The sequence below is a fragment of the Streptomyces sp. NPDC043685 genome, assembly GCF_056436585.1.
This window is the reverse complement of record NZ_JBWKCH010000006.1, coordinates 367,379-381,537: the sequence shown is the minus strand read 5'-3', so window position 1 is coordinate 381,537 and position 14,159 is coordinate 367,379. Positions and strand designations below refer to the sequence as shown.

The following is a 14,159-nucleotide window of genomic DNA, read 5'->3' as shown; positions in this document are numbered from 1 at the left end:
TGGAGGGTGCCCTGCCGCTCATGTGCGGCGTGGATCCGCCCGCGTCGTCGTCACCTGAGGTCCGGGGACTCCCACCTGCCGGTGGCCGCGGCATGGACGGGAGGTGGATGCGGACATGCCCCATCACGGCGATGCCCGGGCCGCGGCTCCCGGTCTGCGGGTGCCGGGGAACGGGGGCACCGGTCCGTCTCGCCTCGCGCAGGAGCCCGCCGCGCGGACGCGCGTGCTGGCGTTCGCCGGAGTGTCGCTGGCGGCGGTGTACGTACGCGGCGAGCACGCGGCGGAACTCCGGCTGGTGGAGTCGGCCACCGCCGGATCCGGGCCGCACCGTCGGCTGCCGGGGCGCGTGCCGGTCGCGGTGGAGCCGACGAGACCTCCGGGCACCCCTGCGGGGGGCGTCAGGCCCGACGCCCCCGCCGGTCCGGGACCGGGCACCCCGGCGGACTCACCGGCCGCCGGGGGCGCTGTCCCGGCCGTCGCCGAGGCCTGTCTGCGGGGACGGCCGGTGTGGCTCGCCGACGCGGTGCTCGCAGGACGGGACGAGGACGCGCCCGCCTCCGTCCCGGTCGGAGCGCTGCCGCTGGGGGCCGCGGGCGGGTGGCTGGGCTGTCTCCTCGTGGTGGGAGAGGCCGGGGAGGGCTTCGGGGCCGAGCAACGGGAGTTCCTCGAGCGGTACGCCGAGGCCGTCGCCGAGCGGCTGCGGGGCGAGGCCGACCGGTCGGCGCCCTCACCCCTGCTGGATTCCGCCCTGCGTGCCATGGGCGTCGGCTCCTTCGCCCTGTCCCCCGGCACCGGACTGGTCGAGACCGACTCCGCCCTGCTCGAACTCGTCGGCATCCCCGAGCGGGGCTTCGACGGCAAGACCGACACGCTGCTCTCGTGCAGCGTCCCGGAGGACGTCCCGGCCCTGATGTCGGTCATCGAACCGTCCGCGCAGACCCCCGGCCGCCGTGAGCTGGAGTTCCGTATCCGCCGCCCCACCGGTGAACTGTGCTGGCTGCGGCTGAGCTGCCGGGTGCTGAAGCGGTCCGACGGCGCCCCCGAGCGGGTGCTGGGCGTGGTGACCGCGGCGCCCGTGCTGCGCCGCGGGGCCAGCGACGTGGGCCGGATCCAGTGGCTGACGGCCGCGCTCGACGACGCGACGACCGTCCGGGACGTCGGCCGGGTGGTGGTCGCCGCGCTGCGCGAGCCCCTCGATGCCGACCGGGTGGCGCTCGCGGAGCTGCTGGAGGACCGGCTGGCGGTCACCGTGCTCGATCCGCCGGGTGCCGGTGCCTGGCCGGAACTGTGGCGGCGCGAGTGGCGCTCGGAGTTTCCCGACGCACCCGTCACCGCCCTGCCCACGCTCCAGGCGGCGCTGCGCGACGGACGGCTGAGCCTGTGGCCCGCGGGTTCGGTGCTGGAACCCGGGCTGGCCGGGATCGGCCCCGGCGGGCTCGCGGTGCTGCCGCTGCCGGCGAAGCGACGGGTGGCCGGGGTGTGCCTGGTCGGCTGGGACAGCCCGCACGAGTTCGCCCCCGAGGAGCGGGCCCTGCTGACCGCGACCGCGGGCCTGGTCGGCCAGGCCCTGAAACGCGCGCACGCCTACGACGCCGAGCAGGAACTCGCCACGATGCTCCAGCGCAGCCTGCTGCCGCGCCGGCTCCCCCGGCTGCCCGGGGGCACGGCCGTGGCCCGCTATCTGCCCGCCCGGCGCGGGCTCCAGGTGGGCGGCGACTGGTACGACGTGATCGCGCTGTCGGAGAACAAGGTGGCCCTGGTCATCGGGGATGTGCAGGGCCACAGCGCGGGGGCCGCGACGATCATGGGCCAGATGCGTACGGCGGTCCGGGCCTACGCCGTGGAGGGGCATCCCCCGGACGTGGTCGTCGCGCACGCCAACCGGCTGCTCGTCGGCATGGAGACCGACCTCTTCGCCACCTGCTGCTACGTCGAACTGGACATGGAGGAGGGCAACGCGCTGTTCGTGCGGGCCGGGCACCTGGCCCCGCTCGTACGGCACCCCGACGGCGGCACCGCGGAGATCGCGGTCGAGGGCGGGCTCCCGCTCGGCGTGCTCGCGGAGGCGGAGTTCCCGCTGACGGCGCTCGCGCTGGCCCCGGGCTCGGTGCTCGCGCTGGTCACGGACGGTCTGGTCGAGTCGGCGGACCTGCAACTGGACGAGGGGATGCGGCTCGTGCGCCAGGCGCTCGCCGCGGCCGATCCGTCCGACCCGGGGCGGATGGCCGACGCCCTCCTCGGCGAGGCCGGGCAGCGCGAGGACGACGTGGCGTTGCTGCTGCTGCGCTACGACGGGATGCGGGTACGGCCCGTGCGGGTCGGCTGGGTGGTGTGGCGGCTGCCGGACGCGGTGATGCACGCCCGCCGGTTCAGTGCGCGCACGCTGCGCTCGTGGGGCATCGCGGGCGAGGCCGACACCGTCCTGCTGGTGGTGTCGGAGCTGGTCACCAACGCGCTGGTGCACACCCAGGGCGCGGTCCGGGTGGAACTGACGCTGGCGGCGGACCGGCTGCGGGTGACCGTCAGCGACTCCTCGCCCCGGGCGCCGGCCAAGCCGGTGGTCGTGGACTGGGAGTCGACGGGCGGCCGAGGGCTCTTCCTCGTCGAGGCCGTGTCGGCGGCCTGGGGCTCGGTGCCGGTGGGCGGCGGCAAGCAGGTGTGGAGCGAGATCGTCGTCACCCGCCGGGAACGGGACCCGGACACCGGCGAGGCACCGGACCCGGAACCGGAGACCGAGCCGGAGGAGGAGCGCAGGCCGGGCCGCGTCTGGGGCCGGGGCCGTGACCGCACCTGGGGCCTGGTCCGCAACCGGGACCGCCGCAGGGGCCGCGGCCAGGGCCCGGATCACGACGACAGCGAGGACGCGGACGCCGGCGGCGACGGCCCTGCGGACCGCGACCCCAGCCGGGCCCCTGACCACGACGACCGGCCTCCTGACCACCACCGCGACCCAGCCACCGAGTACCAAGGCAATCGGGCTCCCGAGCAAGACAACGGCCGAACCCCCGAGCACCACGGCAACCAGACCCCGGACCAACACCGCGACCAAGCTCCCGAGCACCACGACGACCGGGCCCCTGACCACCACGGCAACCATGCTCCCGACCACCACGGCAACCACACCCCCGACCACCCCCGCGACCGAGCCCCCGAGCACCACGACGACCAGGCCCCTCGCCGCGACGACGACCGGCCCCCGGGCGTGACAGCCGAGCACGTCCGGCGCCGAGCGGGCCGGGGTGCGCATCGGACGGCTCCGCCCCCGGGCCGGAACCGGCCCGGACGGGGAGGTTCCTGATGCGTGGCCTCGGCCGGCGCGGCGTCGGGTGGCTGGTGGCGGTCGTGCTGGCCGTGTCCTCGGCCGCGTGCGCCGACGGCGGTGGGGGCGCCGGGGACGGACCGACCATCGGCCTGCTGCTGCCGAGCCGGGCCGTGCCCCGCTGGGAGAAGTCCGACCGGCCCCTGATCGAGAAGCGGGTCAGGGAGCTGTGCCCGGACTGCACGGTCGTGTACGCCAACGCCGAGAACGACGCGGCGAGTCAGCGAGCCCAGATGGACTCGATGATCACCCGGGGCGTCTCGGCGCTGATCCTGGACGTCGTCGACCCCGGGGCGCTGCGCTCCTCGGTGCGTGAGGCCCGGCGCGAGGGCATCCCGGTGGTCGCCTACGACCGGCTTGCCGAGGGGCCGATCTCGGGTTTCGTCAGTTTCGACGGCGGCGAGGTCGGCAGGCTCCAGGGCCGGGCCCTCCTGCGGGGCATGGACGCCAGGGCCGGTGGCGACGGTGTCGTCATGATGAACGGCGACCCGTCCAGCCCCAACGCCGCCTGGTACGAGGGCGGGGCCCGGTCCGTCCTCCGGGGCGAGGCGCGGATCCTGAAGTCGTACAGCACCCTCGGGTGGCGTACGGAGAACGCACATGATCACATGACCGCCGCGATCAGCGCCCTCGGTCCGAGCCGGATCGACGGGGTCCTCGCGGCCAACGACTCGATCGCCGCCGGTGTCGTCTCGGCGCTCAAGAACGCCCGCGTCTCACCGCTGCCCCCGGTCACCGGGCAGGACGCCGACCTCGACGCGGTGCGGCGCATCGTCAAGGGCGAGCAGTACATGACCGTCTACAAACCGTTCCGGCTGGAGACCGAGGCGGCGTCCGCGATGGCCGTCGCCCTGGCGCGGGGCAACGACATCGACGCCCTCGTCTCGACGGAGGTGGACAGCCCGACGACCAAGGACGTCCCGGCGATCCTGCTCACCCCGAGGGCGGTGACGCGCGAGACGATCGGCCGGACGCTCGTGCGGGACGGTGTCTACACCCTCGACCAGATCTGCGTCCCGAAGCTCCGCTCGGCCTGCGACAAGGCCGGGCTCACCCGCTGAGCGAGGTGGTCCCCGTGGCCCATCCACCCGTACTGGCGTTGCGCGGCATCACCAAGCGGTTCGGTGGCGTACAGGCCCTCGTGGACGTCGACCTGAAGGTCCGGGCCGGTGAGGTGGTGGCCCTGGCCGGCGACAACGGGGCCGGCAAGTCCACCCTGATCAAGGTGATCTCCGGGGTCAGCCCCGCCGACCGGGGCGTCATCGAGTGGGAGGGCCGCCCCGTGCAGATAAAACGCCCGCACGACGCCCACGCGCTGGGCATCGCGACCGTCTACCAGGACCTCGCCATGTGCGACAACCTGGACGTCGTGGGCAACCTGTTCCTCGGTCGCGAGATCGACCGGGTGGGCATCCTCGACGAGGTCGAGATGGAGCGCCGCGCCCGTGACCTGATGCGCGCCCTGTCGATCCGCATCCCGGACGTGCGGATGCCGGTCGCCGCGCTGTCGGCCGGGCAACGGCAGGCGGTCGCCATCTCCCGCTCGCTGATGGGCGCCCCCAAGGTGCTGCTGCTCGACGAGCCCACCGCGGCCCTGGGCGTGGAGCAGACGAGCCATCTGCTCGACCTGATCGAGGAGGTGCGCGACCGCGGTATGGCGATCATCCTCATCAGTCACAACATGGGTGACATCAAGGCCGTCGCGGACCGGGTCGCCGTCCTGCGGCTGGGCCGCAACAACGGGCTGTTCGACGTGAGCACGGTGACGCAGGAGCAGATCATCTCCTCCGTGACGGGGGCGGCGGACAACGCCGTGGCCCATCGCGCCAGGGGCGACGAGGAGGCGTGGCCGTGAGCCGGGGCGAAACGCACCGCGACGACGGACCGGCCGGGCCGGGCAGCTCCGGTCCGCTCACCACCGGCGGCGAGCGGCGCACCCGGGGGTGGCAGGGCGGTCTGCGCGAGCACGCCCGGGTGGTCTTCGGCGGTGTGCGGGCCGGTGAGCGGGGTCCGCTGCTGGTCATCGCCGGGCTGGTCGTGATCTGGATCGTCTTCCAGGCCCTGGACGACAACTTCCTGTCGCCGCGCAACCTGTCCAACCTCAGCGTGGACATCGTGGGGACCGGGCTGGTCGCCGTCGGGATCGTGTTCGTGCTGCTGATCCGGGAGATCGATCTGTCGGTCGGTTCGGTCAGCGGCCTCGCGGGGGCCGTCTTCGCGGTGCTGAACGTGAACCACGGGGTGCCGGAGTGGCTCGCGGTGGTCGTGGCGGTGGCCGCGGGAACGGCCGTGGGCGCCTTCCACGGGTTCTTCTTCGCCTGGCTCGGCGTGCCGGCGTTCGTGGTGACGCTGGCCGGGCTGCTGATCTGGAACGGTCTGACGCTGTACCTGCTGGGGGCGAGCGGCACGATCAACATCGACGAGGAGGGCCTGGTCGCCTCCCTGACCAGCCGGCACTTCGGCAACGACCTGGCGGCGTACGCGGTGGCCGCGCTCGGCACGGCCGGGTACCTCCTGGCCGCCCACCGCCGGCAGAGCCGCCACCGGGCGGCCGGGATGCCCTACCGGCCGGCGGGTGAGATCTGGATGCGCACCGGGCTGCTCGCGGTGGTCGCCTTCGCCGCGGCCCACACCCTCAACCGGTTCCAGGGGCTGCCGTTCGCGCTGCTGGTCTTCCTGGTGGTGCTGGTCGTCTCGGACTACGTGCTGCGCCGCACCCGCCACGGGCGTCGGGTGTACGCGCTGGGCGGCGGGGTCGAGGCGGCGCGGCGGGCCGGCATCGGGGTGGAGCGGGTGCGGGTGGCGATGTTCATGGTGTCTGGGACGCTGGCGGCGGTCGGCGGGCTGTTCGTGGCGTCGGGGCTGACCTCGGCGAGCCCGACGACGGCGCGTGCCGCCGGTTCCGGGATGCTGCTGATCAACGCGATCGCTGCGGCCGTCATCGGCGGGACGAGTCTGTTCGGCGGGCGGGGTTCGCCCTGGTCGGTGCTGCTCGGTGTGGTGGTCATCCAGTCGATCGCCTCGGGGATGGGGCTGCTGGGGGTCCAGGACGCCGTGCAGTTCATGATCACGGGCGGTGTGCTGCTGGCCGCCGTCGCGGCGGACGCGCTGTCCCGGCGGGCGGAGGCCAGACGTGGCCGGCCGTGAGGCGTGCCCGCGCACCGCGCGCCTGGGATACATCGACTATCCCTTTCGCTATGAAATGTCTAACCTGCGGCAAAGGTGGGTAAGGGCCGGACTGTCATGATGCGCAGCCGTCTCCTCAGGGCGGCCGTGGCCGCCGCGGTCGCCTCCGGCCTGGCCCTCGCCGGGTGTGGTGACGCGGACCTGTCCGGCAGCGAGGAACAGGTCCGGCTGAACGTGCTCGCGACCGACGTGCCGCAGGTGCAGACCCTCAAGAAGCTCACCCGGAAGCACTTCACGGCGCGGACCGGTATCACCGTCGACTACACGGTGCTGCCGGAGAACGAGGCACGGGAGCGGATGAACCGCGAGTTCGCGACCCAGTCCGGGAAGTACGACGTGGCCAGCGTCAGCGCGTACGAGGTGCCGATCTACGCGGACAACGACTGGCTCGTCCCGCTGGACCCCTATGTGAAGGCGGACGAGGACTTCGACCAGGACGACGTCTTCCCGAACCTGGCCTCCTCGCTGACCGGGGAGGACGGCGCGCTGTACGCCGAGCCCTTCTACGGCGAGGGCTCGTTCCTGATGTACCGCAAGGACCTGTTCCGCAAGGACGGGCTGACCATGCCGGCGAACCCGACCTGGCGGCAGGTCGCGGACCTCGCCGCCCGGGTCGACGGCTCCGAGGGCGCGAGCGGCATCTGCCTGCGCGGCCTGCCCGGCTGGGGCCAGAACCTCGCCCCGATCAACACCGTCGTCAACACCTTCGGCGGCGCCTGGTACGACATGGACTGGAACGCCCGCCTGACCTCCCCGGAGTTCAAGGAGGCCGTGGGCTTCTACGTCGGCCTGCTGCGCTCGCACGGCCAGCCCGGCGCCGAGCGGATGGGCGTGCTGGAGATCCTGGACCGTTTTGTCGAGGGCAAGTGCGCCATGATGTACGACGCGACCTCACTGGCCTCGTCGATCGAGGCCGACAGTTCCTCCGTCAAGGGCAAGGTGGGCTACGTCCCCGCCCCGCACGAGCGGACCGAGAAGGCCGGCTGGCTGTGGACCTGGGCCTGGGGCATCCAGCAGGCCTCCGAGAACAAGGACGCCGCCTGGGAGTTCATCTCCTGGGCCTCCTCCAAGGAGTTCCAGGAGCTCGTCGGCCAGGAGGTCGGCTGGACCTCGGCACCCGCCGGGAACCGCAGGTCGCTGTACGAGAAGCCCGAGTACCAGCAGGCGGCCGGTGCCTGGTACCGGCAGGAGTACACGGCCGCGACGGACTCCGCCGACCCGAAGGACCCCGGCGTGGCCCCACGCCCGTACGACGGCATCGGTTTCCTGGGGATTCCCGAGTTCGCGGTGCTGGGCACGGCGGTCTCCGAGCAGATCGCCGCGGCCATCGCCGGGCGGCAGTCGGTGGACGCCGCTCTCGACAAGTCGCAGGACCTCGCCCAGGCCGCGGCGGCGAAGTACCGCGGCGAGTGACCCGGCCGCCGCCGGCCGGAGCCGCCCGCGAACGGCGCGGGCCGCGCCCCCGGTCACCCGGGAACGCGGCCCTCGAACTGCCGTGGCGGTCCGCTTACTTGCGGATCAGGCTGCGCAGCACGTACTGCATGATGCCGCCGTTGCGGTAGTAGTCCGCCTCGCCGGGGGTGTCGATGCGGACGACCGCGTCGAACTCCACGCCGGTGTCGGTGGTGACCTTCACCGTGCGCGGGGTGGTGCCGTTGTTGAGCTCCTCGACGCCGGTGAAGTCGAAGGTCTCCTCACCGGTGAGGCCGAGGGACTCGGCGGACTGGCCCTCCGGGAACTGCAGCGGCAGGACGCCCATGCCGATGAGGTTCGAGCGGTGGATGCGCTCGTACGACTCGGCGATGACGGCCTTGACGCCGAGGAGCGCGGTGCCCTTGGCGGCCCAGTCGCGGGACGAGCCGGAGCCGTACTCCTTGCCGGCCAGGACGACCAGCGGGATGCCGGCGGCCTGGTAGTTCTGCGAGGCGTCGTAGATGAAGGAGACGGGGCCGCCGTCCTGCGTGAAGTCGCGGGTGTAGCCGCCCTCGGTGCCCGGCGCGATCTGGTTGCGCAGGCGGATGTTGGCGAACGTGCCGCGGATCATGACCTCGTGGTTGCCGCGGCGGGAGCCGTAGCTGTTGAAGTCGCGGCGCTCGACGCCGTGCTCCGTGAGGTACTTGCCGGCCGGGGTGTCGGCCTTGATGGCGCCGGCCGGGGAGATGTGGTCGGTGGTGACCGAGTCGCCGAGCTTGGCGAGCACCCGGGCGCCGGAGATGTTCTCGACCGGAGACGGCTCGTGGGCCATGCCCTCGAAGTACGGGGGCTTGCGCACGTAGGTCGACTCGGCGTCCCACTCGAAGGTGTTGCCGGTCGGGATCGGCAGCGCCTGCCACTGGGCGTCACCCGCGAAGACGTCCGCGTAGGACTTGGCGAACATGTCCTCGCCGATGGCGTTGGCGACGACCTCGTTGACCTCGGCCTCGGTCGGCCAGATGTCCTTGAGGAAGACCGGGTTGCCGTCCTGGTCGGTGCCCAGGGCGTCCTTGGTGATGTCCACCTTCATGGAGCCGGCGAGGGCGTACGCGACGACCAGCGGCGGGGACGCCAGGTAGTTCATCTTGACGTCGGGGTTGATGCGGCCCTCGAAGTTCCGGTTGCCGGAGAGGACCGAGGTGACCGCGAGGTCGTGGTCGTTGACGGCCTTGGAGACCTCCTCCGGCAGCGGGCCGGAGTTGCCGATGCAGGTGGTGCAGCCGTAGCCGACGAGGTTGAAGCCGACCTTGTCGAGGTAGGGGGTCAGGCCCGCCTTCTCGAAGTAGTCGGTGACGACCTTGGAGCCCGGGGCGAGGGTGGTCTTGACCCACGGCTTGCGGGTCAGGCCCTTCTCCACCGCCTTCTTGGCCACCAGGGCGGCGGCGACCATGACGTACGGGTTGGAGGTGTTGGTGCAGGAGGTGATGGCCGCGACCGTCACCGCGCCGTGGTCGATCTCGTAGGTCGAGCCGTCGGGGGCGGTGACGGTGACCGGGTTCGACGGAACGGCGGCACCGGTGCCCTCGGCGTGCTGCGGCGCGCCGGCGCCGTTCTCCTGGCTGCCGTAGGCCGGGGCGTCGGAGGCCGGGAAGGACTCGGCGCTGGCCTCGTCGACCGGGGAGTTCGAGGCGGCAGGCTGGGCGGCGGGCGCCTCGACGTAGTTGAGGACGTCCTTGGCGAACTGCTGGGCGGCCTCGGCGAGGACGATGCGGTCCTGCGGGCGCTTCGGGCCGGCGATGGAGGGCACGACCGTCGACAGGTCGAGCTCGAGCTTCTCGGAGAAGTCGGGCTCGGCGGCCGGGTCGAGCCAGAGGCCCTGCTCCTTGGCGTACGCCTCGACCAGCGCGAGCTGCTGCTCGCTGCGGCCGGTGAGCCGCATGTAGTTGATGGTCTCGTCGTCGATCGGGAAGATCGCGGCGGTGGAGCCGAACTCCGGCGACATGTTGCCGATGGTGGCGCGGTTGGCCAGCGAGGTGGCGGCGACGCCCTCGCCGTAGAACTCGACGAACTTGCCCACGACACCATGCTTGCGCAGCATCTCGGTGATGGTCAGCACGAGGTCCGTGGCGGTGGTGCCGGGCTGGAGCTCACCGGTGAGCTTGAAGCCGACGACGCGCGGGATGAGCATGGAGACCGGCTGGCCGAGCATGGCGGCCTCGGCCTCGATGCCGCCGACGCCCCAGCCGAGGACACCGAGGCCGTTGACCATGGTGGTGTGCGAGTCGGTGCCGACCAGGGTGTCCGGGTAGGCCTTGCCGTCGCGGACCATCACGACGCGGGCCAGGTGCTCGATGTTCACCTGGTGGACGATGCCGGTGCCGGGCGGGACGACCTTGAACTCGTCGAAGGCGGTCTGGCCCCAGCGCAGGAACTGGTAGCGCTCCTTGTTGCGGCCGTACTCCAGGTCGACGTTCTGCTTGAAGGCGTCGTTCGTGCCGAACTTGTCGGCGATGACGGAGTGGTCGATGACCAGCTCGGCCGGCGCCAGCGGGTTGATCTTCGCCGGGTCGCCGCCCAGCTCCTTCACGGCCTCGCGCATGGTGGCGAGGTCCACGACACAGGGAACGCCGGTGAAGTCCTGCATGATCACGCGGGCCGGCGTGAACTGGATCTCCTGGCTGGGCTGGGCCTGCGAGTCCCATCCGCCGAGGGCACGGATGTGGTCGGCGGTGATGTTCGCGCCGTCCTCGGTACGGAGCAGGTTCTCCAGCAGGACCTTGAGGCTGTAGGGGAGGCGGGCCGAGCCCTCCACCTTGTCCAGCCGGAAGATCTCGTACGACTCGTCGCCCACCTGCAGCGTGCTACGGGCGTCGAAGCTGTTCGCCGACACGACAGTCTCCTTCATTGATGTGCGCGTACCACCACGATCCTGCCGCCACGGCATCTTGGCCGATCCGCTAAGGTAAGGCTAAGTTAGGTAACCCTTACTGGGTGGCGGCTGCGGTGCTCTCTCGGCAGATATCTCGATGTCGAGATAACTCTAGTACACGAGCGCCGGATGGTCATGCCCCGGCGCCCCCTCGTCCGGCCATGCGCGCCCTTTTCCCGGGTATCCGCACCAGGAGTCCACGCACCACACCCACGCACGACGGAGAGGGGACAGGCATGCCGCTCACATTCCGCAAGAGTTTCCGGATCCTTCCGGGGGTGCGGCTGAACATCAACAAGCGCTCCTGGTCCATCACCACCGGCGGGAAGAACGGCCCGCGCCACACCCACAGCAGCACAGGGCGCCGGACGACGTCGATGGACCTGCCCGGACCCTTCGGATGGCGGCGCACCACGCGCGAGCGCCGACACTGAGGCCGCCGGGCGGGCTTGACGCCCCGTCACCCATTCGGACCCCCCGTTCGAGTGTCATCTCATATCTGAGATAACCTCAACCGCATGGCAGACGACTACCTCGTACGCATCGGCAAGCTCATCCGTGACGCCCGGCAGCACCGCGGCTGGACTCAGTCGCAGCTGGCCGAGGCGCTCGGCACCAGCCAGAGCGCCGTCAACCGGATCGAGCGCGGCAACCAGAACATCAGCCTTGAGATGATCGCGCGCATCGGGGAAGCCCTCGACAGCGAGATCGTGTCGCTCGGCTACGCCGGTCCGATGCATCTGCGGGTGGTCGGCGGGCGGCGGCTGTCCGGCGCCATCGACGTCAAGACGAGCAAGAACGCGTGCGTGGCACTGCTGTGCGCCTCTCTGCTCAACGAGGGGCGCACGGTGCTGCGCCGCGTCGCCCGCATCGAGGAGGTGTACCGCCTCCTCGAGGTGCTGGGCTCCATCGGAGTGCGCACCCGCTGGATCAACGACGGCGTCGACCTGGAGATCGTGCCCTCGGCCGAGCTGGACCTGGCCTCGATCGACGCCAGCGCGGCCCGCCGCACCCGTTCCATCATCATGTTCCTCGGCCCGCTGCTGCACCGCGTCGACTCGTTCAAGCTGCCCTACGCCGGCGGCTGCGACCTCGGTACCCGCACGGTCGAGCCGCACATGATCGCGCTGCGCCGCTTCGGCCTGGACATCGCCGCCACCGAGGGCCAGTACCACGCCCGGGTGGACCGCGCGGTCAGCCCGGACCGCCCGATCGTGCTGACCGAACGCGGCGACACGGTCACCGAGAACGCCCTGCTCGCGGCCGCCCGGCACGACGGCATCACCGTCATCCGCAACGCCTCGTCCAACTACATGGTCCAGGACCTGTGCTTCTTCCTGGAGGCCCTCGGCGTCAAGGTCGACGGCATCGGCACCACCACACTCACCGTGCACGGTGTGCCCACCATCGACGTCGACGTGGACTACTCCCCCTCCGAGGACCCGGTCGAGGCGATGAGCCTGGTCGCGGCCGCCGTCGTCACCGAGTCGGAGCTGACGGTGCGCCGGGTGCCGATCGAGTTCCTGGAGATCGAGCTCGCGGTCCTGGAGGAGATGGGCCTCGACCACGACCGCACGCCCGAGTACTTCGCCGACAACGGCCGCACCCGGCTGGTGGACCTGACCGTCCGGCCCTCCAAGCTGGAGGCGCCGATCGACAAGATCCACCCCATGCCGTTCCCGGGCCTGAACATCGACAACGTCCCGTTCTTCGCGGCCATCGCGGCGGTCGCCCAGGGCCAGACCCTCATCCACGACTGGGTCTACGACAACCGCGCCATCTACCTGACCGACCTGAACCGCCTCGGCGGCCGGCTCCAGCTCCTGGACCCGCACCGGGTCCTGGTGGAGGGCCCGACCCGCTGGCGCGCCGCCGAGATGATGTGCCCGCCGGCCCTGCGCCCCGCGGTGGTCGTCCTGCTGGCGATGATGGCGGCCGAGGGCACGTCGGTGCTGCGCAACGTGTATGTCATCAACCGGGGTTACGAGGACCTGGCGGAACGGCTGAACTCGGTCGGGGCGCAGATCGAGACGTTCCGGGACATCTGACCCTCCAGGGCGCGAGGTGTGCACCCCCCGAAAAGGGATAGTCCGACAGCGTGGACGCCTCTTTGGTGACCTTCGGGCACAGCACCGCCGGGCGGGAGCGGATCAGCGAGCTGCTGCGGGCGGCCGGTGTCACGGCCGTCGTGGACGTGCGGACCGCTCCCGGCAGCCGTCGTGACCCCGATCTGCTGCGGGAGCGGCTCGCCGAGTGGCTGCCGGACGCCGGCCTCTCCTACCGGTGGGAACCCGCCCTCGGCGGGTTCCGTCCGCTGCCCGCGGACAGTCCGGACGTCGTGTGGCGCAACGACTCCTTCCGCGGGTACGCGGCGCACACCCGCTCCTCGGAGTTCGTCACCGCGATGGACCGGTTGCTGGACGAGGCCTCGGACGTGCGCACCGCCGTGATGTGCAGCGAGGCGGTCTGGTGGCGCTGCCACCGCCGGCTGATCGCCGACTTCGCGGTCCTCGCCCGCGGTGCGCCCGCCCTGCACCTGATGCACGACGGCCGTCTGAACGCCCATACGCCGACACCGGGAGCCCGTCTGCGCGACGACGGGCTCCTCGTGTACGACGCCCCCACCGAGCCGGGGACGGGCTGAGCCGTCAGTACAGCTTGTTCACCGCCGTGACGGTCGTGGCCTTGAAGTCGGCCACCTGGGCGTGCTGGAAGGTGCCCATCTGACCCCACCGGACGATCGTGACGGTCGCGCCGTCGCGGCCGACCGAGAAGAGGTTGATGTCGGAGGAGCCCCAGGCGGAGGCGGTGTGGATGCCGTAGACGTCGGCGCCCTCCTCGACGTTCAGCTTGCCGTAGTACTTCTGCGTCGCGGTGATGTCGGGGTCCTGCTGCATCAGCTTCTTCGCGCAGCCGGCCAGGTCCTTGCGCAGCAGCGCCGCGAAGTCCTTCGACCACTGCTCGCTGCGCCCCTCGACGGTGAGCTGCTGGGCGCTGGTGTCGAACTCCGTCCAGTACTCCCGGTGCGTGGTGATGGACGGCAGCGCGTCGCCCACGCACATCGGCAGCGGGTCGGGCTGGCCGGCCGTGACCGCTCCGGCGTACCAGGGCGAGGACGCGTGCGGCGGCAGCTCGGACGGCTCCAGGAACCGGGGTGTGCCGGAGTCCGGCGCGGTGGCGGCGACGGCCGGGACGGCGGCCACGGCGACACCGGCGACGGCCGCCAGCGCGGCCAGGGTGGTACGGATGCCTCGGGCACGGTTCTGCATGGTCTCCCCCATTGTTTCCCCGGTTTCCCCCGGGTCGTGTGCG

9 protein-coding genes and 1 pseudogene are annotated in these 14,159 nt (G+C 71.8%); 8 read left to right on the top strand and 2 right to left on the bottom strand.

Going from position 1 to position 14,159, the window contains the following annotated elements; all coding sequences use genetic code 11:
* Window positions 1-115: 115 nt before the first annotated feature.
* The 5 genes and pseudogenes from AC0665_RS21635 to AC0665_RS21615 all read left to right on the top strand — a co-directional run.
* Window positions 116-2,683 (top strand): annotated as a pseudogene (locus AC0665_RS21635) (SpoIIE family protein phosphatase); the annotation flags it as partial.
* Between the two features lie 614 nt (window positions 2,684-3,297).
* On the top strand, window positions 3,298-4,380 hold the full coding sequence (locus tag AC0665_RS21630) for a sugar ABC transporter substrate-binding protein (RefSeq protein ID WP_478705600.1): 1,083 nt from the start codon (window positions 3,298-3,300) through the stop codon (window positions 4,378-4,380).
* A 14-nt stretch (window positions 4,381-4,394) separates the two neighbouring features.
* Window positions 4,395-5,174 carry an ATP-binding cassette domain-containing protein gene (locus tag AC0665_RS21625; RefSeq protein ID WP_363118939.1) on the top strand — a complete coding sequence of 260 codons (780 nt, stop codon included), beginning with the start codon at window positions 4,395-4,397 and terminating at the stop codon, window positions 5,172-5,174.
* Window positions 5,171-6,466 (top strand): sugar ABC transporter permease, encoded by a 1,296-nt coding sequence (locus AC0665_RS21620; protein WP_478705599.1) that lies wholly within the window; start codon window positions 5,171-5,173, stop codon window positions 6,464-6,466. The genes AC0665_RS21625 and AC0665_RS21620 overlap by 4 nt, the downstream gene beginning before the upstream one ends.
* A gap of 96 nt (window positions 6,467-6,562) precedes the next feature.
* The gene (locus AC0665_RS21615; protein WP_468402870.1) at window positions 6,563-7,918 is read left to right on the top strand and encodes an ABC transporter substrate-binding protein; all 1,356 of its coding nucleotides are present in this window, start codon (window positions 6,563-6,565) and stop codon (window positions 7,916-7,918) included.
* Window positions 7,919-8,012: 94 nt separating this feature from the next.
* Here the strand turns inward: AC0665_RS21615 and AC0665_RS21610 are convergent, their stop codons facing one another.
* Entirely contained in the window at window positions 8,013-10,808 is a 2,796-nt protein-coding gene (locus tag AC0665_RS21610) for an aconitate hydratase (RefSeq protein WP_468631626.1), read from the bottom strand.
* A 275-nt stretch (window positions 10,809-11,083) separates the two neighbouring features.
* On the opposite strand from AC0665_RS21610, the gene AC0665_RS21605 reads away from it, so the two are divergent.
* From AC0665_RS21605 to AC0665_RS21595, 3 genes are all read left to right on the top strand, one after another.
* Window positions 11,084-11,281 (top strand): DUF4236 domain-containing protein, encoded by a 198-nt coding sequence (locus tag AC0665_RS21605; RefSeq protein ID WP_363118935.1) that lies wholly within the window; start codon window positions 11,084-11,086, stop codon window positions 11,279-11,281.
* An 84-nt stretch (window positions 11,282-11,365) separates the two neighbouring features.
* Window positions 11,366-12,895 (top strand): helix-turn-helix domain-containing protein, encoded by a 1,530-nt coding sequence (locus AC0665_RS21600; protein ID WP_468631624.1) that lies wholly within the window; start codon window positions 11,366-11,368, stop codon window positions 12,893-12,895.
* 50 nt (window positions 12,896-12,945) lie between these two features.
* Entirely contained in the window at window positions 12,946-13,491 is a 546-nt protein-coding gene (locus tag AC0665_RS21595; RefSeq protein WP_478604135.1) for a DUF488 domain-containing protein, read from the top strand.
* Window positions 13,492-13,495: 4 nt separating this feature from the next.
* On the opposite strand, the gene AC0665_RS21590 is transcribed toward AC0665_RS21595, so the two are convergent.
* Window positions 13,496-14,128, bottom strand: a complete 633-nt coding sequence (locus AC0665_RS21590; RefSeq protein WP_468402822.1) for a hypothetical protein — start codon at window positions 14,126-14,128, stop codon at window positions 13,496-13,498.
* Between the last annotated feature and the right edge of the window lie 31 nt (window positions 14,129-14,159).